Consider the following 21,552-nt stretch of genomic DNA (forward strand, 5'->3'; position numbering starts at 1 on the left):
GTAGGGGTTTAGGAAAACTTTAAGTTATCTAAAAATCGAATTTATAGGCCACCCCAGCAAGCGCCTGAAAACCTTGAACTCTAAAATTGGCCCATCTTTGATAATCGTTATTGGCGATATTGGACGCTTTAACAAAAATGGATAGTTGGTCATTGAAACGGTAACCTAAATGTGCATTGGCATCAAAAAAACCATCCAATGTTACTATGGTCGCAGGAAATTCTGAAGGCAATGCATTTTGAACAGCCTGAGCGACCAAATCATCACGTTCTCCCACATAAAATAAGTTGGCCCCTATATACCATTGCTTATCAATTTGGTAATCCATGAATAGCGACCCCTTTATCGAAGGTAGGTTCCAAGCGGGATTGTCTGTTTCTGTATCGTAATCGTAGAATTCAGCATTGATTCCCAAAGTAAAATTTCGGTTTACATCAATATTGAGTTCTCCAAAAATGCCCAAAGTCTTTACATCATCATAAAAAACTTGGAACGAATTGCCGTAGTTATATCCTTTTTCATCCATTCTGAAAAGGTTTTGCGGATTCAAGAAAAACAAGGGTTTTCTATTTTCAGCGGTATACGAACCTTTAATGTTGTATCCCACATTGGAGAACAACTGTCCTTTTAATCCCAAATAACCTTCATATTGCTGATCGGTAGGTTGAATATCCAATGTTGGCGATACGTAGGGATTGTCATCAACAAAATCGTGATACGAATTTTGTTTGAGTTCACCTTCTATTCCACCGTAAGCAATCACATTTTCATCAAGTAAACGGTACGAAGCGGTCACGGCCGGATAAATGTAGAAATTGCTATCGCTGTTTTCCATATCCATTCCATAAACAAAATTTGCACCTAAATTTAGGGTAAGATCGTCCCGCAAAACCAAAAGGCTTGGATTAATACCAACCTGAAACTGACTATAATTGATTTCGTCAGTATTTGTGGTATTGTTGAGCGATGCATTGGTAAAGTTACCACTCACATAATCCAATTTCGTATTAATGGTTACCAATTCCTCAGTAATAGGAAGTTCAATGGTTGGTGCAACTACCACTCTGTTCTCTCCAGAATCTACCGCATCCCAGAACCTTCGCAATAAAATGTTCCCTTTTTTGAAGAAAGAATCTTCCAGGTTTAAATGCGCTTTAGCTTCTGCATTGAAATAATTCTGTTGTCCATCTATGCCGGCAATAATTGTATCATCGAAGGCACCATTTTCTATCCCATACCAATTGTACAACTGATGTTGCAATCCAACACTGGCTCCCCAATCCATATATCTATCTTTCTTGGCATAGGATGCATCCAATTTGGTGTTATAAAAATCGGCTTCCAAAGGTGTAGTCTCTATTGCACCTCGCGAAGAATGATGACTCAGGCCAAAATCGAGCAAGCTTTCACCCCTTCTAAATTCCCTGCTGGTATACAAATCGACCAGGGCATTATTATAATTCCCTAAACCTATTGAAGCATACGAATTATACAGTGTTGGCGGTGGTGTTTTCTTTACGCGTGACGCTTTTCCCTTTGCCGGGGTGAAAGTAGATGCCACGGGTACCGAAAAAATACTATAGTCCACTTTCTTCTTTTGCAGTACGATGGAATCGTTGAGCGTTGGGGTAGATTTTATCTTGAAGGCATCTGAAACGGTGGGGGAATACGGTTTTACAACAGTAACCGTTTCAGTGCCTATATCGTCGGTTTCTTGTGCTAAACCAACTCCCCAAAGGCCCAAAAAAAGTATTGAAAATATATAATTGAACTTGTGCATGCTGTGTCTCGTTTTTTAATTGCCGTTGGGGTCTACTGATGAATTGCTCTTCGCTTCTCTAGATTTGATAATGGAAAGTTCTCCACGGGCTTCCGCCACAATATCGTCAAACTCCGAAAAGTTGGAAATCACACTTTCCAAGATATAGGTTGCCTGAAAGGCGTCTCCCAAGGCATAGAAATTTTTGGCCATAATGATCAATCCCTTACCACCCCATTCTTTATAACCGGAATAATCTTTTGCCAATTTTTGAACTGCGGTGTTCGAAGCTTCAAAATCTTGGTCTTGATTTTTGAAATAGGCATCGTAATACCAAGCTTCTGCGGCCAATTCGCCGGTTGCTATTTTCTTCACCTCTTTATAAGCGGTTTTTGCCAAGGTTTCATCATTTGTGGAAATGGCCGACCGGGCAATCATTATTTGGGCATCGCTCTTGATACGATTATCAATTTTTGGAGCCTTCAACACTTTTTCGGCATAAGCTATAGTCTTATTATAGTTATCCTGTCCGTAATAGCCCTTCATCAGATTGGATTGGGCAAAAGTTCGGTTTTGGGAAATTTCTGCAGTGGTTTCCAACCTTTCCAAATAGGGAATAGCACTTTGATAGTCCTGTCTGCCCACATAAATTTCACAAACACGGGTAAGTGCCTGCTCGCCATATTCTCCTCCACTATCCGAAACAACTTTGTATTTATCAAGTGCCCTGTCTTTTTGGTCTTTGCCAAAATAAATCTGCGCTAGATTAAAATTGACCTTGATTGCATGAACTCCGTTGGGAAATTGTTTCAGGTAATCTTCATACCCCCTGACCGCAGCATCGGTCTTTCCTTCAATATATTTTCTGTCTGCTGATTCAAAACTGGCGTTTTCCAATTCGGAATCGGTGACCTCCACAAAATCAAGATTTCGGACCCAAGCAGCGTATTCGCTTACCCTACCTTCATCTACATACACCAATTTGGCAGTGGCTACAGCCTGTTTGGCCTCTTGGGTATTCGGATATTTGTTTACCACCTCTTTTAACCTAGACAATGCTTGCCCATTTCGATTGGCATTATAATGCACTAAGCCTTGCCGAAGCATAGCTCTGGGAGCGAATTTACTTCTACTATATTCTTCAATGAGTCGATCATAGGTTTGCAAGCCCAAACTTTCATTATCCGCTTTGACATAGGAATTGCCCAGTTCAAAAAGTGCATCATCACGAAGCGAGGACTTCGGATATCGTGTTAGAAATTGGTTCAACCCATCAATTTTGGTGGAACGTTTTCCTAAAAACCCATCGCAAAGTGTTTTTTGAAATGCCGCATAATCCCGTTCCGGGCCATTCATTTTTGAGGATTCGTGATACGCTTTTTTGGCCAGATTGTATTTGCTGGTCACAAAGTAACCGTCTCCTAATCGGACGTAGCTGTCATTCAGAATTTCGGAATTATCGGTGTTTGAATCAATCACTCTTTTAAAATGAGCTGTAGCATTAGCATAGTCTTTCAACTTGAAATAACAGTATCCCAAATTATAATTGAGATTCTGGTATTCCGGTAAATTTTTAGCTGCGTTATTGCGTTGAAATTCACCAAAACCTTCCAAAGCCTCATCAAAACGATTCAAACGATATGCCGATTCAGCCTTCCAATACAATGCCTTTGCTTCAAAGGATGAATTTTCAGCACTCTTCAATGATTTGGAAAAGCGCTCAAAAGCCGGTTCGTATTCACCTTCTATAAAGAGTTCCACTCCTCTATAGAAAGCTACTTTTTGATAGGTTTCTTTGCTGGCATAGCCCTTGTTTTTCTCTAAAAGCTCCATGGCTCCCTCAAAATTCCGGGATGTGATGTAAGAATCCACCAGTAACTCCTGTATTTCCTGCTGATGCTTATCTTTTGGATACTTTTCCAAATAAGTGGTCATCACTTGCGGAACAGGCTCGTAGGCATTTCCAATTTCGTAACTCAAACGCGCATAGTTCAGCAGGGCGTCTTTCTGAATTTCGGCACTGAAATCCATTTGAGATGCATTTCGAAAGGCATTCAACGCTTCCGGTTTTTTGTCCAATTTCAGATAGCATTCCGCCAAATGGTAATATGCATTTTGGGACACACTATTGGTACCCCCAATAATTTTATTGAAGTATTGTATTGCACCTTCATAATCACCCTGCTTGTAGTGGCTATATCCGGTAAGGTAGTAATCCGTATTGCTTAGTCTCCCCCTTTTACCTCTATACTTTTTTAGATAGGGAATTGCTGCATCATATTGTTCAAGATTGAAATAACTTTCACCAATGATCTTATTAAGTTCGGATACCTCCCTTCGGTCGGATTTGGGTAATTGCTTTTTGGCCATCGCAATGGCTTCTTCAAAATTGCCCAATTTAAAATTGAGGTCCGCCTGATAATACGACAGTTTCTCGTTCAACAATTCAGGGTCGGTAATTTGGTCGAACCTGGCACTTGCCTCATCATAATCATCTTGTTCATATGCGATATATCCCAAATAATACTTGGCTTGCGAACCATACTTTTGGGAATTGCTAACCCTACTTAAGTAGCGTTCTGCATCTTTGGGCCTTTTGGAGGCATAAAGCGCGTATCCGTTGTTGAAATCAAAGCGTTCTTTGTCGTTGTTGGACATAGCGGATTCATCAACCTTTTTGTACCATTTTAGTGAATACGGATACTTTCCTGTTTCAAAATAATAATCGGCAACATCCAAAAAAGCAGAATTTCGTTTTGTGGAAGTTGGATAACGTTCCACAAATTCTTCCATCATCTTATCGGCACCACGTTGATTTAATCGTATGGCCGCATTGGCCGCGTAGTAGGCACTGTTGGCCTCCGTTTCATAATCTTTTGTGGTGGACCTTACATTTTCAAAAATGGTTTGGGCCGCCTGATACTGCTGATTGTTATACAACGCCAGAGCATCCTGAAAAGCCTTGTTTTCATGTGAATAAATCTTGGTTTCCTGAGCTGTACAGATGTGAATGATTCCCAGAACCATTGGGAAAAGAAGGAGGTTTTTTCGATTCATAGTGTTCTACGCTGTTCTCGATTGACTGTTACCATAACGTCAAAATTTGGGCCAAAGTATATTTTAAGGATTTTCAAAAGGTATCGAAGCTTATATTTTAGAACTTAGTACCTTTATTTTTTCATTACAAAAATATGTCTGAAACGATATTAAAATTGCAAGATGTTGCTGTTTTTCAAAAAGAGAACCTGATTTTGAACAATATTTCCCTGGAAGTCAAAAAAGGGGAATTTGTCTATGTCATTGGCAAGACGGGAAGTGGCAAAAGTAGTTTTATGAAAACACTTTACGCTGATATTCCATTGAGACAGGGCACCGGAAGTATCGTGGATTTTGATTTGAAAAATTTACAAGAAAAAGATATTCCGTTTCTGCGGAGAAAATTGGGCATTGTATTCCAAGATTTTAAACTGCTTCCCGATCGTAATGTGAACAACAACCTTAGGTTTGTGCTCAGGGCCACCGGATGGACCGATACTGGAAAAATGGACACCAAAATTGAAGAGGTTTTGGACAAGGTGGGCATGAAAACCAAAGGTTTTAAATTTCCCCATGAACTTTCAGGAGGGGAACAACAACGTATTGCCATTGCCCGCGCTCTTTTGAACGACCCCGAACTGATTCTTGCAGATGAACCTACTGGAAATCTAGACCCACAGACCAGTGTAGAGGTGATGAAGGTTCTGCAAGACATTAACCAAAGTGGACGCACCATCATTATGGCAACCCATGACTACGCCCTCATCTTAAAATATCCCCATAAAACCTTAAAATGTGATGGAAGTAAAGTTTTTGAAGTGATCCAAAAAGCGATGTAGCCATGATTTTAAAAAAACAAGATTGCGGTAAGGAAAAAAAAACGAGTCCGATCATCGGGCTATTCCTGTTTATTGTTTCCATTTTTCTGATGTTGGTAACTGGACCTTTAGGTTTCGTCTTTGGTGTTTTCCACCAGCTTTTCACCAAAGGTTTTAAAGGTATTGGTGAGTTTGCCCTTAAAATGGCCGTTTCGGTCGATCAGTTGGGAAATGTGATCATGCAGCATCTGTTCAACGTACTTTGGGTTAAAAAAGGTGGATATCCCTTCGGAAACAGGGATGAAACCATTTCAAGTGCCCTGGGAAAGAACAAACAGCTGGACACTCTAACCGTTTTTGGTAAAATTATCGATAAGATTCTGGACACAATCGACCCCAACCACACGCTTAGTTCCATAGATTACTTTGTACAGCCTTCACAGGAAAATAGTTGAAAACTATTGGATATTGCAAAATTGAACACTTTTTGACCGCCAAAAGTTTTTTGTTTCTTTGCCAAAATTAAATTGTCCCTTTATATGGAAATTCTCGGTATAGATGTCGGCGGATCAGGCATTAAGGGTGCCTTGGTGAACGCCGAAACCGGAGAGATGTTGACGGAACGACATCGGATACCCACCCCAAGTTCAAGAAAGCCAGCAGATATGGCGCAAGTGGTAAAACAAATTGTTGATCATTTCAATTATGAAGGCCCTGTAGGTTGCGGATTCCCCACGATTGTAAAAAATGGCGTCTGTCAATCAGCAGGAAATCTTCATCCCAGTTGGGTCGATGTCAATATTGATGAGCTTTTTACCGAGGTAACAGGTCGTGAATTTACCGTATTGAACGATGCCGATGCTGCCGGATATGCTTCCATGAACTACGGAATCGGAAAAGGAAAGCAAGGATTGGTTATTATGATCACCATCGGAACGGGCCTTGGGAGTGGTGCGTTCTACAATGGAATCCTATTGCCCAATTTCGAATTGGGACAGATTCCCTATAAAAAATATAGCAAAATAGAACAATGGGCAGCCGCCTCTGCCAAGGAAAGGGAAAATCTTACCTATGAAAAATGGGGCAAACGCTTCAACAAATTCTTAAAATATGTTGAACTGATCATCTCTCCAGATTTAATTATTGTGGGTGGGGGCACCTCCAAAAAATGGAAAGAGTTCAATCACCTGATCACCATTGAAACTGATGTGGTAAAAGCAGAACTAATGAACAACGCAGGGATAATTGGTCCGGCAGTTGCATGTTTACGCGAAAAGCATCACGGTCATTTAACCAAAAAAGGCTAATCTATTTTATTTCGTTTTCTGTCTACTTCCTTAAGGAAGATTTTGCGCAGCCTAATATGGCTTGGAGTCACTTCAACGTATTCGTCCTTTTGAATGTATTCCAATGCCTCTTCCAATGAAAACTTAATGGCCGGTACAATTTTAGCCTTGTCATCGGCCCCTGAGGATCGTACGTTGGACAATTTTTTGGTTTTGGTCACATTCACGGTCATATCATCTCCACGAGAATTTTCACCAATAACCTGTCCTTCATAAATATCCTCTCCCGGGTCAATGAAGAATTTCCCTCTTTCCTGCAACTTGTCAATAGAATACGGAATCGCTGTTCCATTTTCCATAGAGACCAAGGAACCATTTATACGTTGGGCAATATCTCCTTTTAGGGGCTGATACTCCAAAAATCGGTGAGCCATAATTGCTTCCCCTGCTGTAGCGGTCAACAATTGGTTTCGTAAACCGATAATCCCTCTGGAAGGAATCATAAACTCACATAACATTCTCGAGCCTTTGGCTTCCATACTGGTCATCTCTCCCTTTCGGATTGAAACCATTTCAACAGCCTTGCCGGAAACTTCTTCTGGCAAATCGATGGTCAAATGCTCAACAGGCTCACATTTTACCCCGTCAATCTCTTTGATAATTACCTGAGGTTGCCCAATCTGAAGTTCATAACCTTCCCTTCTCATGGTTTCGATCAATACGGAAAGGTGCAGTACGCCACGGCCAAATACCATAAATTTATCGGCACTATTGGTTTCCTCAACACGTAGTGCCAAGTTTTTCTCCAATTCCTTTTCCAAGCGCTCTTTAATGTGTCTTGAGGTCACAAATTTTCCGTCTTTTCCAAAGAATGGACTATCGTTAATGGTAAAGAGCATGCTCATAGTAGGTTCGTCAATGGCAATGGTCTTCAGTTTTTCAGGATTTTCAAAATCCGCCACCGTATCCCCGATTTCGAATCCTTCTACCCCAACGATGGCACAGATGTCACCTGCAATAACCTCATCAACTTTCTTTCGTCCAAGCCCATCAAAGGTAAAAAGCTCTTTTACTTTTGATTTTACAATGCTTCCATCTCTTTTTACCAAGGAAATCTGCTGCCCTTCCTTTAAGGTTCCCCGTTGCAACCTTCCAATGGCAATACGACCGGTAAAGGAAGAGAAGTCCAAAGAGGTAATCAACATTTGTGTAGACCCTTGTTCAGGTTTAAATTCAGGAACATGATCAATAACCATGTCCAACAAAGGCTCAATATTATCGGTTGGTTTTTGCCAATCTTCGCTCATCCAGTTCTGTTTGGCAGAGCCATAAACAGTTGGAAAGTCCAACTGCCATTCTTCGGCGCCCAATTCGAACATCAAATCGAATACTTTTTCGTGTACTTCTTCTGGAGTACAGTTCTCCTTGTCAACTTTGTTGATGACCACACAAGGCTTTAATCCCAAATCAATTGCTTTTTGCAATACAAATCGAGTTTGTGGCATTGGGCCTTCAAAAGCATCAACCAATAACAATACGCCATCGGCCATGTTTAAAACCCGCTCCACTTCGCCACCAAAATCGGCGTGACCAGGGGTATCGATGATATTGATCTTGGTATCCTTATAAACCACGGAAACATTTTTGGAAACAATGGTTATTCCGCGTTCCCGCTCTAGATCGTTATTATCCAAAATAAGGTCGCCCTTGTTCTCATTATCGCGAAATAAACGGCAATGGTACATGATCTTGTCAACCAAAGTGGTTTTACCGTGGTCAACGTGGGCAATGATGGCAATATTCTTAATTTTGGACATAACCTGATTTTTAAGCCCGCAAAGATACTGCGATTTCTTTACTTGAGCACACTGCTAAAGTTATTTTTATCTTATTGATTTTGAGAAGGTTTGGGTTTATCTACCCACGCACCATCGCTTTTCACTAATTATCCAACCAATGCTCAAGTTTGCAACGGGATAAACACCGCCTTTAAAAGGGCCGATATAATATCCGGCTCCCGCATCTATGGAAAAACTCAGACCGGAATTGAAGCTTCGCTGTATACCATATACAACCCCTCCGTAACCATGAATTCCATCGACAATGGTATTTTCAACTATACGCTCCTCAGGAGAAAACACAGCAATAGTTGGTGCAAGATAATTTCCGGAATTACCATAAATAGATCTCCCTCTTCGGTCTCTTCCGTTAAAGTTGTGGTAGTAACGGTTTTGAACGGTTATTGCGGGAAAGAAATCATAATTCTCAATAGGTCGCTCACTTGCGGGCTCCAATGCGAATTGCCAAGCTACCCTAAAATCTAGCGTACTGTTAACTCCAAGCCCCATTTCATATTCAAGTCCAGGGTTGACCAGATTGATTTTAATCTGTCTTACTTCACAATTTCTACCAAATTGAGAAGAAACAACAGTACTACACAAGGCAAACACTAAAAGAAATATTCTGTGCATTGTAGGTTAATTTGGTACTATTAGAACATATACTTTCTAAAAAAAGTATTTTTGCCCAAAATATCTGTTAGATGCAATTAGACGTAATTCCTCGGTTAAAACATACAAATGGCGATAATTTTTTCTTGTTGGCGGGTCCTTGTGCCATCGAAGGCGAGGAAATGGCCCTCAAAATTGCCGAAAAAGTAGTTTCCATTACCGATAAATTACAGATTCCTTATGTCTTCAAAGGGAGTTTTAAAAAGGCAAATCGAAGTAGAATTGATTCTTTTACCGGAATTGGGGATGAAAAAGCACTGAAAATCCTGAGAAAGGTTTCAGAAACATTTGATGTTCCGACGGTAACTGATATACACGAAATATCTGATGCGATAAAAGCAGCGGAATATGTCGACGTACTCCAGATACCCGCTTTTTTGGTTCGTCAGACCGATTTGGTGGTTGAAGCTGCCAAAACCGGAAAGGTCGTCAACCTTAAAAAAGGACAATTTATGAGCCCTGAAAGTATGCAACACGCGGTAAAAAAAGTAACAGATTCAGGAAATGATCAAGCTTGGATTACCGATCGTGGGACTATGTTTGGCTATCAAGATATGGTTGTAGATTTTAGGGGAATTCCCACCATGAAACAATATGCACCGGTAGTTTTGGACGTTACACATTCATTACAGCAACCCAATCAATCCTCGGGAGTAACAGGTGGCAGGCCTGCTTTAATCGGGATCATGGCCCGCGCCGGAATAGCCGCTGGGGTAGATGGTCTTTTTATGGAGGCCCATTTCGACCCAAAAAACGCCAAAAGTGATGGCGCCAATATGCTTGATCTAAGTTTGTTGGAAAAGTTGTTAACGGATTTGACTGCAATAAGAAAGACCATCAATACTTTATAATCTATTTCCAAAATCCTTTATGGTTGATGCGCTGTGCATCTAGCAATACAGCGCTTAAAACTTTCACATCAATTTCTTCCAGATTTGAATATCTAAGTGATTTCATCACCTTTCGCCCTTCGGTCACCATTTTATCCAGATGAACGGTCAAATGGGCTGCACTCCAAAACCCTACATCCACATAAGCTTTCTTTTTGGATACGTTTAAATAGCAAAAAGGCTTCCCATCCAAATAATAAAATGGAATCCTGTATTTGTATTTCAATTCAAGCTTAGGTACGGTGGACTCAATATGCACTTGTAATTGTAGCAACATACTTTTAAAAGGCTCTGGTTGGTCCAAAATATAGCTTTCAGCAGGATTCATATCTTTATAAGATGCTTTCCATGTCCAAAATAGTATTTTCTTTTTTTATTCTTGTTTCAGCTTTTACCATGGCCCAAGAATACGGCCATGTGGACAAAAAGGTGAAAAAATATCCTTATTATAATCATATTGACCATCTAGCTCACCGCATACAAAACGATTTTGGCTCAGACATGGAAAGGGTTCGGGCAGCATTTGTTTGGTTGACCCATAACATTACCTATGGAAAAACCATGGATGAGTTTTTTGAACCTAAAATAACCATCATTTACTACTCCGAAAGAGGTAAGGAAAGACAGATCAAAAAAGCACAGGACAACAAAATAAACCAAGCTTTTAAAAATAAAAGAGGCGTTTGCTATGATTATTCCATGATGATGAAAAATCTGGTGGACCATTTTGGTTTGGAGTCCAAAATAGTGCGCGGAATTGTGAAAGAGGACATAAGAGATGTAAGGGGTGAAAAATTGTATAAAAACCATGCTTGGAATGCCATCAAAATAAATAACGAATGGAGATTGATGGATCCTACATGGGCAACAGGGTATTGGGACGAATCGACTAAGCTTTTTGTACGCGATTTTAATGATCGTTATTTTGACGCAAATCCGGAGGAGTTTATAAAAGACCATTTTCCGGCCCAAGAAGAATGGCAATTATTGAAAGAACCAGTTGCCTTGAACACTTTTTATACCGCTCCTATTTTCTTACCGGGGTATTTTGAAAATAATATTGAACTGTCCAAAGAAACAAGCGGTTTACTTACTCAAACTGAAAATTTCGAACTTATTTTCGCTTTTGAGAAATTTCCCCATAGCACCCAACTTAACTACAGTATCGATTCAAATAGCTCAACCGGAAGGATCCGCAATATTGGTGTAAGAAAAAAGGGCAAGCAACTGTATATATCAAAACTTAGACTTAACAGTGCATTGAAGGAAGGCCAAAAAATTACGTTGTACATCAACAGAAATCCCATTTTAGAATTCAAAATGGACGACTAACAATTTCAACCCTTTAACTAAAAATCAGAAGAATATTTTTGTGTTATAAAATTTATATTAACTTTGAATTTCAAAGTACTTTAAAATGGAATCAAAAAAATATTTAGAAGATATCACCGAAATCAAAGATTTAATGAGCCGATCATCCCGGTTTATCTCTTTGAGTGGACTTTCTGGAATACTTGCCGGTGTATACGCCATTACCGGCGCTATAGTAGCTTATATATTCCTTTTGCCAAAGGGCGATTATGTGGTCTTACATAGCTGGAACTTCAAAATGATTGTTGGTGTACTTTTCGCGGTCGCAGTTCTAAGTATGGTTACTGCTTATCTCTTAAGTAGTAAAAAAGCCAAAAAGAACAATGAAAAGGTATGGGACGAAACCACCAAACGACTTTTGATCAATTTTTTGATTCCCTTGGTTACCGGAGGCATTTATATCCTCATTAAATTGAACAGTCAACATTATGGGCTTACTGCATCTTTAATGCTGATTTTTTATGGTTTGGCACTGGTTAATGCTTCCAAATACACCATTGGTAATGTAAAATATCTCGGTTATGTTCAAATTGTTCTCGGTTTGATATGTGCCGCCTTTCCAGGATATGGATTTTGGTTTTGGATCTTAGGTTTTGGTTTACTGCATGTCATTTATGGAAGTTTGATCTATTTTAAAGAGGAAAAAGCTTAACATGGGGCTTATCGACAACATAAACAAATTATTTGACCACCGTATTCGGCTGGGCATCATGTCCATTCTTATGGTAAATGATGAAGTAGATTTTAATAGATTCAAGGAATTGTTGAACGTCACGGATGGAAATCTGGCCAGTCATACCAAAACATTGGAAAAAGCGGAATATATAAAGATTGAAAAGTCATTTATAGGCAAAAAACCCAATACCCGATACTCGGCCACCAAATTGGGCAAATTATCATTCAAAAAACATATTGAAGCATTGGAACAGATCATTAAAAATCAAACATAAATTTTTTTATTAATTCACTTTGTATTTCAAAGTACTTTAAGACAGGTAAAATGACAACAAAAAAACAGAAAATAGGAAACTGGTTTAAAAATTCAATCTCCGCCAAAATGCTAACCGTGGGATTCTTAATGCTTATTCTCCTCATCCCCCTTGGGTTTGTAAAAGACCTGATTCGGGAAAGAGGCTTCAGACAGACCGAGGTAATAGAGGAAATCAACACCAAATGGGGCAACCAAGTGGTCCTTAATGGCCCCATTCTAAAAGTCCCTTACCACGTTTATGTTGAGGAAAAGGTGTTTGACGAAAAAACAAAGACCTTTTTAACCTCCCAAAAACCCGAAAGGCACACCGCGTATTTTTTTCCTTGGGAACTCAACATAAACTCCCAAGTACAGACAAAACCTTTGGAACGTGGCATTTACGAATCCGTGGTCTTTTCCTCTGAAAACGAAATCAAGGGAAAATTTGCCCAACTCGACTTTTCCACTAAAGAAATCAAGGAAGAAAATATCCTTTGGGATAAAGCTACGCTGTTGTTCAAAACCAGTAACCTAAAAGGCATTCGAAATACGGTCAAAGTAACATTGGGTGAAAAGGAATATGCACTAAAGCCCAAATTTGACAACGCGTACATGAATACCCTTGAATCGAGCTACCTAGCTGATTTGCAGGAAATACAAGAGCAACCCTTCGCATTTGAGTCTAAAATTGCCATAAACGGAAGTAGTGCCCTGCAATTTATCCCTATTGGAAAGGAAACCAATGTTGCCATGAAATCCAACTGGCACTCTCCAAGTTTTAATGGCAATTTTCTTCCTGATACGGAAGGTAAAAAGATATCAAGTGCTGGTTTTGAGGCCAAATGGAAAGTTCTGGAAACCAACCGCAGGTTTGGACAATACTTTTTTGACAGCTTGCCCGATCTTTCCGATTTTTCTTTTGGAACCGAATTTTTGGTTCCCATAGATGATTATCAAAAAACCGAGCGCACAAGCAAATATGGCCTAATGATTATTGGGCTCACACTTCTGGTATTCCTATTGATTCAAATCAGCAGTAAAATAGCCATCCATCCTTTTCAGTATTTGATGATTGGATTGGCCTTGGTGATGTTCTACACGCTTTTGATCTCTATTTCCGAACATCAAAATTACCTGATTGCTTATTTAATCTCGGGAATAGCAGTAGTAGGGTTGATCACGATCTATTCACGTTCCATTTTGAAAAACCCCAAGTTCACTCTATTGATTCTAGGATCCATGTTCAGTTTGTATACTTTCATTTTTGTAATTATCCAATTGGAAGATTATGCTCTGTTGGTTGGTAGTATAGGTTTATTTATAATTCTGGGCATTATTATGTTTACCTCGCGAAGGATTGATTGGTCCGGTGGGCAATAATCCCTAAAAATTCAAGTAAGATACTGCCCCAAACTAGGGGCAGTTCTTATGTTTTAACAATCCAATAGTTAAATATTAAATAATTGCTCCATACGGTCAATCAACTTGTTTGTTTCTTATTTTTGATAAAACCACGATCATGAAAATCCAAACCATCCTTTTTGCTCTTCTTTTTTCCGTTGCGATTAGTGCCCAAGAACATTCTCATCACAGTACAAAAGCGCTGTCCTTTCCGGATGTACCGGGTTACAAAACACTAAAAACTGATTTTCATCAGCACACAGTTTTCTCAGACGGAAGTGTTTGGCCCAATATTCGAATTATGGAGGCACTCCGTGATAATCTAGATGCCGTTTCCCTTACAGAGCATTTGGAATATCAACCACACTCCAAAGATATTCCTCATCCAGACCGAAACAGGGCCTATGAGATTGCCATGAATGAGGCAAAAAACCACGATTTATTGGTCATTGCGGGTTCAGAAATCACAAGAGACGCACCTGTTGGGCATAGCAATGCAATTTTTATCACTGATGCCAATGAACTGATGGAAGATGAGGCCGAAGATGCCTTTGCAGCAGCTAAAAAACAAAATGCCTTCGTGTTTTGGAACCACCCAGCCTGGCATCCGCAAAATCCTAATGGGAACCCCTATTTGAGCGATTTTCAAAAAGCCCGGATTAAAAATGGGGAGTTGCATGGTATTGAGGTCATCAATGATGGAGATTATGCGGAAGAATCACTTGCGTTGGCCTTGGAACAAAATTTGACCATTATGGGAACCAGTGACATTCATGGTCTTATCGATTGGCATTTTAAAGAAAAAGGCCATTCCCGGCCCATTACCTTGGTCTTAGCCAAGGAAAGAACGAAAAACAGCATAAAAGAAGCGCTGTTTGCAGGAAGAACCATTGCCGTTTTTGATGATTTAATGGTAGGGAAAGAAGAAAATCTGTTGCCTTTGCTCAATGCTTGCATTAAAGTTAAGGAAGTAAAGTACATTGGAAAAACTTCAATTGTGAGCGTAACGCTTGAAAATGTATCCAGCACAGATTTATTATTCGAAAATTTGATGCCCTACACTTTTTATTCGAATCCAGCAGTATTCACAGTCCCTGCAAAAGGAACCAAAACCTTGCAAATAAAAACCTTGGAACAATTAGAAAATCTGGAACTTAAATTAAGTGCCATAAGAACATACGTCGCACCAAAGGAACACGCCGTGTTGACTAGAAATTTAAAAATTGAAGAATAACCAAACTCTTTTTGGATTCCCACCTCCGTAGGAATGACACCTTAAAAGATTCTTTTTTGACTAAGCAACGGAAAAAAGGTGGGAACCGTTGATTTCGCGATCAAAATCAACCTTGATTTTTTCGATGACCTCAACTGGTGTTTTTTCAGAAATCCAAACCCATTGATTTTTTATATCAACATCGAAATGATAACTGGAAAAATCAATAACATGATCGCCATCGAATTGCGAAAGTAAAAATTTGGTGATTCTAGGTCTTAACCTATACTCTAAATCGATACGCTCCTTCTTCATTGAAGGATTATCGTCACCTGAAATTAGCCAATTGAATGTCACGCTTTTAGCTATAAGGATAACCAATATAGCAAAAAATAGTGGTCTACTGCTTAATTTAGACTTTCGTACTCGACCAAGGGCAATTATTCCTGTCCATCCACATAATCTTGAAGATAGGCGTAGCGTTCGGTCAATTTGCCATTTTGGGTCATCCGAGCGCGTTCTAAAATTCCGTCCTCATCGTTGTTGAAGAAAGCGGGAATCACATATTTTGAAAAAGCTCCTCCAAAACCATTACTGGCATCCCTAGGCAGTTCACAAGGCAAATTATCCACCGCCATTACGGCAACTGCCTTTGGGTTTTTAAAATCAACCTCTTTTTCAGTTTGTGGGTCATACCCATAAATTGGGTCTGCAATGGTACTGGGTTTAATGGTTGTAGCCACTGGCCCGTCGATATCACAGCTCACATCGGCCACTACTTTTATGTTGAAATCGGGATGTTTGGCATCTTCACGGGTGTACAAATAGGGCGCGCCATCTCCATAAAAATGTCCAGCAATATAAAAATCGGTTACTTCGGCAAAACGGAAGAAATTGGATCTATATTCCTCTGGATTTGCAAAGAAATCGGCCTTGTTCCCGCGAACACCATCTTTGCGCTTGTTGTATTCAGAAGCATCTATCTGGCAATATACTGGTTCGCTGAACGAATCGTTTAGAAATTCGGCCACATTTACTTTTCTTAAGTTCATGGCATCCAACATTTCTCTAGAACCGTTACCTACCCTTCCCCTACCCGTCAATAATATTTTAATGTTGGGCAATTTGACTTTATTAAGTTCGGAGATCAATGCTTGCTGATCTCTGAGGGTTTCCGCTTTGGGTAGGTTGAACATATCAAATTTTAATCCATAAGCTCGAACTCCGTTGTAAGCTCCAACAATTCCAGCATAGCGCCCAAAAGCTACCAAACGTTGTCCTTTAGCATTGGTGATGACCTCGTGATCGTACAGCTCAATGTTTTTATCCAAAACAGCCTTGAGCAAGGTTCGGTTATAAGGTTGTTTTTTTATGGTATGGGAAAAGAAAAAGTATTTTTTGTTCGGAATCAAAGCATCGATAGGTACCTCTTTTACCCCCAGCATAACATCACAATCCTCTATATTTTTGGTAACAGAAATGCCCATATCCTTATATTCTTGGTTTGTGAACACTCTAATGGGTGATGATTCTACTACTATTTGTGCTTGGGGAAAGTTGGAAAGAACATTTTGACACTCAGTTGGGGACAGTACAACCCTGCGGTCGGGTGGGTTCTTTCGTTCTCTTATGATTCCGAATTTCATTAATTATATAACTTTTTGGCTGGTTATTGTTACAAACATAACTTTTAGTGTTTGGTCTTCAAAACTTTTTTTTGGAATAGTTTTTGGAATACCTTTGCAAGCTGCGTTAGGGATAGAGGCAAGTACCATGTACCGCCGATAGCCCGACCAAGATTTTACAAAGTAAAGTCTTGGTAACGCACACAAAAATAACATTGTTCTTTGACAAAAAATGAGATGCGGATTATAGGCCTTCGACACTTCGACTGCGCTCTGTGCGGGCAAGTTCAGGGCATAATTCGATTACGTAAATCATAGATTTACTTATTGCGTTGTTCGTGAGGCCCTGAAACAAGTTCAGGGCATAATTCGATTACGTAAATCAAAGATTTACTGATTGCGTTGTTCGTGAGGCCCTGAAACAAGTTCAGGGCATAATTCGATTACGTAAATCAAAGATTTACTATCTCATTATGGGGCCGACTGGTTTTGACAGCGAGACCAATTGGATTGTAAGCATGCCGAGCGCTGGGATATAGCTCGTTAATATCATTTTCCACACTTTTAATTGGCGATAATAACTACGCTCTTGCCGCTTAATCTGAATTATAGTAAGATTAGCCTCGTCTCTACTAGGTAGGGAAGCGAGATGTTCCTGGATAGCCCTTGTTGACGGCGATCCATTTAGGAGCACCAAAAAAGTCAACATAAGGGTACCATGGCTTTGATGGTATCACCAAAATCTTAAGAAGCTAAGTGTACAATAGGCGGTCTTTGGTCGGTTGTGCATCTAAAATTGAACAGGGACTAAGCATGTAGAAAGCAATGCGATTGCTTGTTTGGACGGGAGTTCGACTCTCCCCGGCTCCACTTTTAGAAGGTCAAATTAGACCAAAATCCTGTAAATCGTTGATTTACAGGATTTTTTAATTTTATATAATCTCAAATATCATCAAATAATATCATTTTACAGTACACCTAATCGACACCTATTTCGAAATTGAAAAGTGGTGTCGATTTCTTTGTAATTTACTATTTTTCAGATATTTACAAAATTATTTGATTTATTTTTATTACCTTTAAGAGGTACAAATAGACATCAAAAAAATGGTAAATACGTTTTCAACATTATTTTACATTAAAAATGAGCGCAGGGATAAGTACGGAAAAGCGGGCTTATACCTAAGGATTACAGTAGATGGGCGACGATCATCCATAAGTCTACACCGTAAAATTGATCCTTCCAAATGGGACTCTCGAATGAATAAATTAAAAGGGAAAGGTGTTGAAGCGGAAGAATTGAATCGCTTTATGACGACAATTCGGCATAAGATAAATAGAATACAACATGAATTAATAGAAGAGGGAAAACCATTTACCGCCCTGGATGTTAAAAACATTTATTTAGGCAAAGACAAAGAGGTCAAAATGCTTCTGGTCGTATTTGACGAACACAACCGCCAGATGAAAAAATTGGTGGATAAGGAATTTGCCATAGGTACCTGGAAACGCTATTTCACCACCAGAAATCATATTGCAGAATTCATTCGCCATGAATACAAGCGGGAAGATCTGCCTGTCAAGGATGTTGATCTAAAGTTTATCACCCGATTTGAGTATTTCATGAAGTCGATTAAAGACTGTAACCACAATAGTGCTTTGAAGTATGTCAACAATTTCAAAAAGATAATCCGCATGGCTGTGGCTAATGGCTGGCTAACAAAAGACCCGTTTTACAACTATAAGGTGAAATTCAAATGGGTTAATCGAGAATTCCTCTCTTCTGAAGAGTTACAAAACTTGGTTGATTTAGAAATCAAGTGGCCTCGAATCGATATTGTAAGAGACATGTTTGTATTCTGCTGTTATACGGGACTAGCCTATGTTGATGTTCAGAAATTGAATCAAGATAATCTTGTAAAAAACATAGATGGCAACTTATGGATTGAAGCCAAACGCACCAAAACAGATGCAAAGTTCAGTATACCCCTTCTTCCTACTGCTCTTGCCATCATTGAAAAGTATCAAAACCACCCCAAAGTGGTCAATGGAGAATGCATCCTTCCTGTTTTAAGCAATCAAAAGTCAAATGCCTATTTAAAAGAGATAGCAGATCTCTGTGGAATTAAAAAGAATCTCACCACCCATTTGGCCAGACACACTTTTGCAACTACTGTAACACTTTCCAATGGTGTTCCTATTGAAACAGTTGGAAAGATGTTGGGACATAAAAATCTAAGGGCTACTCAGCACTATGCAAAAATTGTCAATAAGAAGGTGGGTGATGATATGGCAATTTTGAAAGAGAAGTTGGCAGGTATGGAAAATAACAAGCAGACTAGAGAAGTTTAAAATAAATATATGTCAAAAGGCAAATCTTGGTTAAGGACGCTTATAGAACTCGTTGAAGTCTTTTTTAATAGTGCGCAAAGCGGCAAACAAGGCCGAACCTGGCACCAACATGTAGTACCTTACGAACGAGGGTGGGCAGTACGTCGTGAAGGGAACAAACGTATTACTAGTAAGCATCAAAAACAGAGCACGGCACTACGGAAGGCCAAAAGTTTAGCTCGTAAATACAAAGCCGATGTCATTATTCACCGGGAAAGTGGCGGTATTCGAGACCGGATTAGTTATAGGGAGTAAACACAAAAGCGCCCTACATAAACAATTTAGGATAGTAATTGAATTTAGATTTTTCTTTACAAACTCTAATTTCAATTTAACCTCGCAACCAAAAGTCCGATTGTTACTTTGAGTAATCAGATACAACAAACTCTTTACGAAAGGTGCGATTTGTAAAGAGTTTTATAAAAGTTTGTACAATTTTGAAAAATATGTCGGAAATCAAGAGAATCTTTTATAATAGCAGGCTCTAAATTAAATCGCTTATAAGATTTTGAATGGTATCAAAATCTTCGTTTTGATGATTAAGCCATCGCTGAATAAATTGACGTTGAACACTCAATATACTATCCGAATTGCTATCACCCAGAATTATTTTAGTAACAAAAGCAAATTTCTTCTTCATATCTGAAATTATTTCCAATTCAGCTATAAGCTTATCTTCATTATTCTTATCTGAAATTAGAGCTCTTATTTGGTTGACAGCAAATTCTTGGTTCCAAATAATATCTTCGGGAATGGATTTTGGCAGATAAAATACATTAGTTAAATAAAAATCGAGATACGATTTGAGCAATTTCAACTGCTGTTTTTGATTTCCTCCCTTGGCACCTCCATCAACCGAAAATCTGATATCTTCAGTTGTCTGTTCTTTAATCTTTTTTTTAAGGTAAGTCACATTAATATCAGAAGCCGTAAAAGATTGCCAATCAAAGTGAGGAAAATCTGGTGATTGATCACCGTCAAAAAATATGAAGTTCTCCGTATTTTCCTCACGACAGAACACACTTATGAATTCTTTCTTTATTACTGATTCACCACCAGGATTAAATCTTACGTTAAATAGGTTTTTAGTAGCATCCCCCATTTTTTCAAGCACCCCTGTTACAATCTCTTGAGCCAATATGTCTTCTACAAATATATTTTTCTTGTTAGTGATAGGAAATTCTATGTGATAGAAAGCCTCTTCAGGAGAAAAGTTCTCGCTAATCAAAAACCTTCCATTCCGAGGATTTTGGTAAAAAACTTTTATCGCTTCTTTTGGCAAACCTTTTACAATGGATGGAGAGTGACTAGTTAGTACAACTTGATGTTTTTTTAATTTTATTTGTTCTAAAAGGAACAACTTTAATCTTTCTTGTGCTCCCGGATGCAAAGATACTTCAGGTTCGTCCAATAGGATAAGAGAATACTTTTGAGCAGCAAGCATCTCTCTTACTAATCTTACTACGGCCATTTCTCCACTGCCCGCAACAGCTTCAGAATATTTCGCAAAATCTGTTTGAAATAAAACTGAGTAACCTTCATTTCGAAATAACTCATGCAAAACAGAAATGCCACTGACATAATTACGCCCTAAAACATAAGAAATCCACTCTAATTCTAAAGGAGATAAATTTTCTATTGGTTCATTTAAAGTTCTGGTGCTAGAATAAATTTTGTTTTTTTTTCCAGTAAAGAGGTTATTTAAAGAAGAGGATTTTCTTCTAAGATATTCTTGTTTGTTTCTGGCACGGCTATTCTTTAAATTCCCAAAGTAAAAATATTTATCAAAAGCGCTTAGTTCAGATCTAAAATCTAAATAGACCACATTTTTAGTTATGGGTTTGTCCCTTTCATTTTTATCTACTCTTGTTCTCATTCCTGCCCATGCCAAAGGTCTACTTGTCTCCCAATAATTAGGGTCATTTTTTCTCTTGATACGTGCTTTAATAACTTCTTTAGTTTGACCCTTTTCATTAAATGAATACCAAAAAGAGTGTCGTTTACGCTGCTCATCGTAGTACTTTACGGGGTCAACTTTTGTATCGAACCAGAATTTATAGGGTGTATAGCGGTCAGGCGCTCCGTAAAGAGCATGAAGGCATGAACTTTTGCCGCATCCGTTTTGACCTATGAAAACGGTCAATGGAAAATCAAAGTTGATTCTTGTGTCAATTTCTATGTTGCGATAATAGGGGAATCGAATGAAATCAATATAGTATTTGAATTGCATAGCCGTTTTGGCCGAATTTATTGCTGATATTTGGGTATATAGTTCCAAAGTT

19 protein-coding genes and 1 other RNA gene are annotated in these 21,552 nt (G+C 39.0%); 12 read left to right on the forward strand and 8 right to left on the reverse strand.

Annotation, left to right across the window (positions count from 1 at the left end; genetic code table 11):
• Nucleotides 1–28: 28 nt before the first annotated feature.
• Together IAG46_RS06650 and IAG46_RS06655 are read right to left on the reverse strand one after the other, a co-directional pair.
• Nucleotides 29–1,780, reverse strand: coding sequence for a TonB-dependent receptor (locus IAG46_RS06650; protein WP_190809517.1), 1,752 nt, complete (start codon nt 1,778–1,780; stop codon nt 29–31).
• Nucleotides 1,781–1,795: 15 nt separating this feature from the next.
• Nucleotides 1,796–4,816 carry a tetratricopeptide repeat protein gene (locus tag IAG46_RS06655; protein WP_190809518.1) on the reverse strand — a complete coding sequence of 1,007 codons (3,021 nt, stop codon included), beginning with the start codon at nt 4,814–4,816 and terminating at the stop codon, nt 1,796–1,798.
• A 134-nt stretch (nt 4,817–4,950) separates the two neighbouring features.
• Between IAG46_RS06655 and IAG46_RS06660 the strand changes: the two genes are divergently transcribed.
• The 3 genes from IAG46_RS06660 to ppgK all read left to right on the forward strand — a co-directional run bounded on the left by IAG46_RS06660 (nt 4,951) and on the right by ppgK (nt 6,920).
• Nucleotides 4,951–5,634 (forward strand): cell division ATP-binding protein FtsE, encoded by a 684-nt coding sequence (locus tag IAG46_RS06660; RefSeq protein ID WP_190809519.1) that lies wholly within the window; start codon nt 4,951–4,953, stop codon nt 5,632–5,634.
• Between the two features lie 2 nt (nt 5,635–5,636).
• A complete protein-coding gene (locus IAG46_RS06665) occupies nt 5,637–6,068 on the forward strand; it encodes a hypothetical protein (RefSeq protein WP_190809520.1) in 432 nt (143 codons plus the stop codon).
• Nucleotides 6,069–6,152: 84 nt separating this feature from the next.
• Nucleotides 6,153–6,920 carry a polyphosphate--glucose phosphotransferase gene (gene ppgK, locus IAG46_RS06670; protein ID WP_190809521.1) on the forward strand — a complete coding sequence of 256 codons (768 nt, stop codon included), beginning with the start codon at nt 6,153–6,155 and terminating at the stop codon, nt 6,918–6,920.
• Here the strand turns inward: ppgK and typA are convergent.
• Nucleotides 6,917–8,716 (reverse strand): translational GTPase TypA, encoded by a 1,800-nt coding sequence (gene typA / locus IAG46_RS06675; protein ID WP_190809522.1) that lies wholly within the window; start codon nt 8,714–8,716, stop codon nt 6,917–6,919. The genes ppgK and typA overlap by 4 nt on opposite strands.
• Before the next feature lie 96 nt (nt 8,717–8,812).
• Nucleotides 8,813–9,370 carry a DUF3575 domain-containing protein gene (locus tag IAG46_RS06680; protein WP_190809523.1) on the reverse strand — a complete coding sequence of 186 codons (558 nt, stop codon included), beginning with the start codon at nt 9,368–9,370 and terminating at the stop codon, nt 8,813–8,815.
• Nucleotides 9,371–9,441: 71 nt separating this feature from the next.
• Between IAG46_RS06680 and kdsA the strand changes: the two genes are divergently transcribed.
• A complete protein-coding gene (gene kdsA / locus IAG46_RS06685; protein WP_190809524.1) occupies nt 9,442–10,260 on the forward strand; it encodes a 3-deoxy-8-phosphooctulonate synthase in 819 nt (272 codons plus the stop codon).
• Nucleotide 10,261: 1 nt separating this feature from the next.
• Here kdsA and IAG46_RS06690 read toward each other — a convergent pair whose 3' ends face one another.
• Entirely contained in the window at nt 10,262–10,627 is a 366-nt protein-coding gene (locus IAG46_RS06690; protein ID WP_190809525.1) for a DUF1801 domain-containing protein, read from the reverse strand.
• Between the two features lie 20 nt (nt 10,628–10,647).
• On the opposite strand from IAG46_RS06690, the gene IAG46_RS06695 reads away from it, so the two are divergent.
• The 5 genes from IAG46_RS06695 to IAG46_RS06715 all read left to right on the forward strand — a co-directional run bounded on the left by IAG46_RS06695 (nt 10,648) and on the right by IAG46_RS06715 (nt 15,275).
• The gene (locus IAG46_RS06695; protein WP_190809526.1) at nt 10,648–11,631 is read left to right on the forward strand and encodes a transglutaminase domain-containing protein; all 984 of its coding nucleotides are present in this window, start codon (nt 10,648–10,650) and stop codon (nt 11,629–11,631) included.
• Nucleotides 11,632–11,716: 85 nt separating this feature from the next.
• On the forward strand, nt 11,717–12,322 hold the full coding sequence (locus tag IAG46_RS06700; protein ID WP_190809527.1) for a hypothetical protein: 606 nt from the start codon (nt 11,717–11,719) through the stop codon (nt 12,320–12,322).
• Between the two features lies 1 nt (nt 12,323).
• Complete coding sequence (locus IAG46_RS06705) at nt 12,324–12,620, forward strand: transcriptional regulator (protein ID WP_190809528.1); 297 nt, start codon at nt 12,324–12,326, stop codon at nt 12,618–12,620.
• Between the two features lie 50 nt (nt 12,621–12,670).
• Nucleotides 12,671–14,020 (forward strand): cell envelope integrity protein CreD, encoded by a 1,350-nt coding sequence (gene creD, locus IAG46_RS06710; RefSeq protein WP_190809529.1) that lies wholly within the window; start codon nt 12,671–12,673, stop codon nt 14,018–14,020.
• 139 nt (nt 14,021–14,159) lie between these two features.
• Nucleotides 14,160–15,275 carry an Sb-PDE family phosphodiesterase gene (locus tag IAG46_RS06715; RefSeq protein WP_190809530.1) on the forward strand — a complete coding sequence of 372 codons (1,116 nt, stop codon included), beginning with the start codon at nt 14,160–14,162 and terminating at the stop codon, nt 15,273–15,275.
• 60 nt (nt 15,276–15,335) lie between these two features.
• Here IAG46_RS06715 and IAG46_RS06720 read toward each other — a convergent pair whose 3' ends face one another.
• A complete protein-coding gene (locus tag IAG46_RS06720) occupies nt 15,336–15,611 on the reverse strand; it encodes a hypothetical protein (RefSeq protein ID WP_190809531.1) in 276 nt (91 codons plus the stop codon).
• An 83-nt stretch (nt 15,612–15,694) separates the two neighbouring features.
• Nucleotides 15,695–16,900, reverse strand: coding sequence for an NAD(P)-dependent oxidoreductase (locus tag IAG46_RS06725; protein WP_190809532.1), 1,206 nt, complete (start codon nt 16,898–16,900; stop codon nt 15,695–15,697).
• Nucleotides 16,901–17,354: 454 nt separating this feature from the next.
• On the opposite strand from IAG46_RS06725, the gene ssrA reads away from it, so the two are divergent.
• The 3 genes from ssrA (at nt 17,355) to IAG46_RS06740 (ending at nt 19,525) form a co-directional block, all read left to right on the forward strand.
• Nucleotides 17,355–17,752: a transfer-messenger RNA gene (gene ssrA / locus IAG46_RS06730) on the forward strand.
• Nucleotides 17,753–17,986: 234 nt separating this feature from the next.
• A complete protein-coding gene (locus tag IAG46_RS06735; protein WP_190809533.1) occupies nt 17,987–19,231 on the forward strand; it encodes a site-specific integrase in 1,245 nt (414 codons plus the stop codon).
• Between the two features lie 9 nt (nt 19,232–19,240).
• Nucleotides 19,241–19,525 carry a DUF2188 domain-containing protein gene (locus IAG46_RS06740; RefSeq protein ID WP_190809534.1) on the forward strand — a complete coding sequence of 95 codons (285 nt, stop codon included), beginning with the start codon at nt 19,241–19,243 and terminating at the stop codon, nt 19,523–19,525.
• A 229-nt stretch (nt 19,526–19,754) separates the two neighbouring features.
• Here the strand turns inward: IAG46_RS06740 and IAG46_RS06745 are convergent, their stop codons facing one another.
• The gene (locus IAG46_RS06745; RefSeq protein ID WP_190809535.1) at nt 19,755–21,548 is read right to left on the reverse strand and encodes an ATP-dependent endonuclease; all 1,794 of its coding nucleotides are present in this window, start codon (nt 21,546–21,548) and stop codon (nt 19,755–19,757) included.
• Nucleotides 21,549–21,552 lie beyond the last annotated feature (4 nt).

It is taken from the genome of Flagellimonas sp. S3867, from assembly GCF_014698935.1.
Lineage (GTDB): Bacteria > Bacteroidota > Bacteroidia > Flavobacteriales > Flavobacteriaceae > Flagellimonas.

Coding starts and splice junctions, on each gene's coding strand:
- IAG46_RS06650 (WP_190809517.1), bottom strand. CDS start 1,780: ATGCACAAGTTCAATTATATATTTTCAATACTTTTTTTGGGCCTTTGG.
- IAG46_RS06655 (WP_190809518.1), bottom strand. CDS start 4,816: ATGAATCGAAAAAACCTCCTTCTTTTCCCAATGGTTCTGGGAATCATT.
- IAG46_RS06660 (WP_190809519.1), top strand. CDS start 4,951: ATGTCTGAAACGATATTAAAATTGCAAGATGTTGCTGTTTTTCAAAAA.
- IAG46_RS06665 (WP_190809520.1), top strand. CDS start 5,637: ATGATTTTAAAAAAACAAGATTGCGGTAAGGAAAAAAAAACGAGTCCG.
- ppgK (WP_190809521.1), top strand. CDS start 6,153: ATGGAAATTCTCGGTATAGATGTCGGCGGATCAGGCATTAAGGGTGCC.
- typA (WP_190809522.1), bottom strand. CDS start 8,716: ATGTCCAAAATTAAGAATATTGCCATCATTGCCCACGTTGACCACGGT.
- IAG46_RS06680 (WP_190809523.1), bottom strand. CDS start 9,370: ATGCACAGAATATTTCTTTTAGTGTTTGCCTTGTGTAGTACTGTTGTT.
- kdsA (WP_190809524.1), top strand. CDS start 9,442: ATGCAATTAGACGTAATTCCTCGGTTAAAACATACAAATGGCGATAAT.
- IAG46_RS06690 (WP_190809525.1), bottom strand. CDS start 10,627: ATGAATCCTGCTGAAAGCTATATTTTGGACCAACCAGAGCCTTTTAAA.
- IAG46_RS06695 (WP_190809526.1), top strand. CDS start 10,648: ATGTCCAAAATAGTATTTTCTTTTTTTATTCTTGTTTCAGCTTTTACC.
- IAG46_RS06700 (WP_190809527.1), top strand. CDS start 11,717: ATGGAATCAAAAAAATATTTAGAAGATATCACCGAAATCAAAGATTTA.
- IAG46_RS06705 (WP_190809528.1), top strand. CDS start 12,324: ATGGGGCTTATCGACAACATAAACAAATTATTTGACCACCGTATTCGG.
- creD (WP_190809529.1), top strand. CDS start 12,671: ATGACAACAAAAAAACAGAAAATAGGAAACTGGTTTAAAAATTCAATC.
- IAG46_RS06715 (WP_190809530.1), top strand. CDS start 14,160: ATGAAAATCCAAACCATCCTTTTTGCTCTTCTTTTTTCCGTTGCGATT.
- IAG46_RS06725 (WP_190809532.1), bottom strand. CDS start 16,900: ATGAAATTCGGAATCATAAGAGAACGAAAGAACCCACCCGACCGCAGG.
- IAG46_RS06735 (WP_190809533.1), top strand. CDS start 17,987: ATGGTAAATACGTTTTCAACATTATTTTACATTAAAAATGAGCGCAGG.
- IAG46_RS06740 (WP_190809534.1), top strand. CDS start 19,241: ATGTCAAAAGGCAAATCTTGGTTAAGGACGCTTATAGAACTCGTTGAA.